The sequence below is a fragment of the Xanthomonas sp. SHU 308 genome, from assembly GCF_000364645.1.
Taxonomy (GTDB): Bacteria; Pseudomonadota; Gammaproteobacteria; order Xanthomonadales; family Xanthomonadaceae; genus Xanthomonas_A; species Xanthomonas_A sontii.
The window spans coordinates 1-1,852 of the sequence record NZ_AQOK01000498.1 but is presented as its reverse complement, the minus strand read 5'-3'; the positions used below and the strand labels follow the sequence as shown (position 1 = coordinate 1,852).

1 protein-coding gene is annotated in these 1,852 nt (G+C 72.1%); it reads left to right on the top strand.

From position 1 onward, the window contains the following. Positions 1-11 precede the first annotated feature (11 nt). The gene (locus D588_RS0115055) at positions 12-1,751 is read left to right on the top strand and encodes an EAL domain-containing protein (RefSeq protein ID WP_081613569.1); all 1,740 of its coding nucleotides are present in this window, start codon (positions 12-14) and stop codon (positions 1,749-1,751) included. Positions 1,752-1,852 lie beyond the last annotated feature (101 nt).

Here is a 1,852-nt window from a genome sequence, read left to right as displayed (position 1 = left end):
CCCCCACGCCGCTGGCCGGCAGCGAGCACGACGACGGCACCGCGGACGCCAACGCGGCCGCCTTCGTCGTCGCCGACGCCGCCTCCGATCCCGCCGCACCGGCCGCGGCCGCGCCGTACCGCGTGCTGATCGTCGAGGACGACCGCGCGCAGGCGCTGTTCGCGCAGAGCGTGCTGCATGGCGCCGGCATGCATGCGCAGGTGCAGATGCAGGCCGAAGGCGTGCAGCAGGCCATCGCCGACTACCGGCCGGACCTGATCCTGATGGACCTGCACATGCCGGGACTGGACGGCATGCGCCTGACCGCGCTGATCCGCCAGCAGCCGCAGCACCAGTTGCTGCCGATCGTGTTCCTGTCCGGCGACGCCGATCCGGAGCTGGAATACGAAGTGCTCGACAGCGGCGCCGACGATTTCCTGACCAAGCCGATCCGGCCGCGGCACCTGATCGCCGCGGTCTCCAACCGCATCCGCCGCGCCCGCCAGCAGGCCCAGCAAGGCCACGCCGAGGCGGTGCCGCTGAACAATCCCGAGACCGGCCTGCCGACCCGCGCCCACGTGCTGCAGTTGCTGGACACGACGCTGCGCGCGCGCCGCCCCGGCAGCCTGTACTTCATCGAGATCGCCAGCGCGCTCGGCCTGCGCGAACGCTATGGCTACGCCGCGTTCGAGCGGCTGATGGTGCAGGCCGGGCGCCGCCTGGCCGGCATCACCGCGCCGCAGCCGCTGGCGCGGCTCAACGACAACAGCTTCCTGCTGCTGGCCGACGACGCCGATGCCGACGCGCAGCGGCAACGCGCGCAGAGCCTGCGCGACACCCTGTCCAGCCACGCCTTCCCGTTGCGCGAGGACGAGGCGCTGCACCTGCGCTGCGCGATCGGCTACGCCGACTTCGGTCATGGCTTCGAGGACGCCGGCAGCGCGCTCGAAGCGATCGAACGCACCGCGCTGCAGGCGCGGCTGCATCCGCAGAGCATCGCCGCCTACGTGCCGCCGCGCACCGACGAGGACCTGCAGCGCATCGCGATGCTGGAGGGACAACTGGAACCGGCCTACCAGCCGATCGTCGCCGTCGCCGGCGGCGACATCGCCCAGTACCAGGTGCTGCTGCGCCTGCGCCAGCGCGACGGCAGCCTGCTCTCGGCCGGCCAGGTGCTGCCGGCCGCCGAGGCCGGCGGACGCCTCGCCGACCTCGACCAGCAGGTGCTGGACCACGCGCTGGGCCTGCTGCATCTGTACCAGCACGCCACTCCGCCGCTGCGCCTGTTCGTCTCGCAGTCCACGCGCACGCTGGCGCGCACCGCCTTCGCCGAATGGCTGATCGACACCATCGGCCGGCGCGGCGTCACCGGCACCTCGCTGGTGATCGACCTGCGCCTGGACGATGCCCTGGTCCACACCGCCACGCTGCAGCAGTTCTGCGCACGGCTGATGCCGCTGGGCGTGCAGTTCTGCATCAGCCAATTCGAACCGGGCGCCGAGGCCGAAGCGCTACTGGCGCATCTGCCGCTGGGCTATCTGCGCCTGTCGGCACGCTTCGCCGGCGCGCATGCCGATCCCGAACTGCGCGACCAGCTGCGCGCCACCATCGACCTGGCGCACCGCGCCGGCCTGCTGATCATCGGCCAGCAGATCGAACAGGCGCAGGCCGCGGCCGCAATGTGGATGGGCGGGGTCGACTTCATCCAGGGCAACCTGGTGCAGTCGGTCGGCGACCAGCTGAACTTCGACTTCCAGAACGCGGTGCTCTAGCCATGTCCGTCCGCAGACGTCGGCCCGTTCCGCGGCCGGCGACCTTCGCCGCGGCGCTCGCCGTCGCCGGCACCTTGCTGGCACTGCCGCCGCTGGCGCTG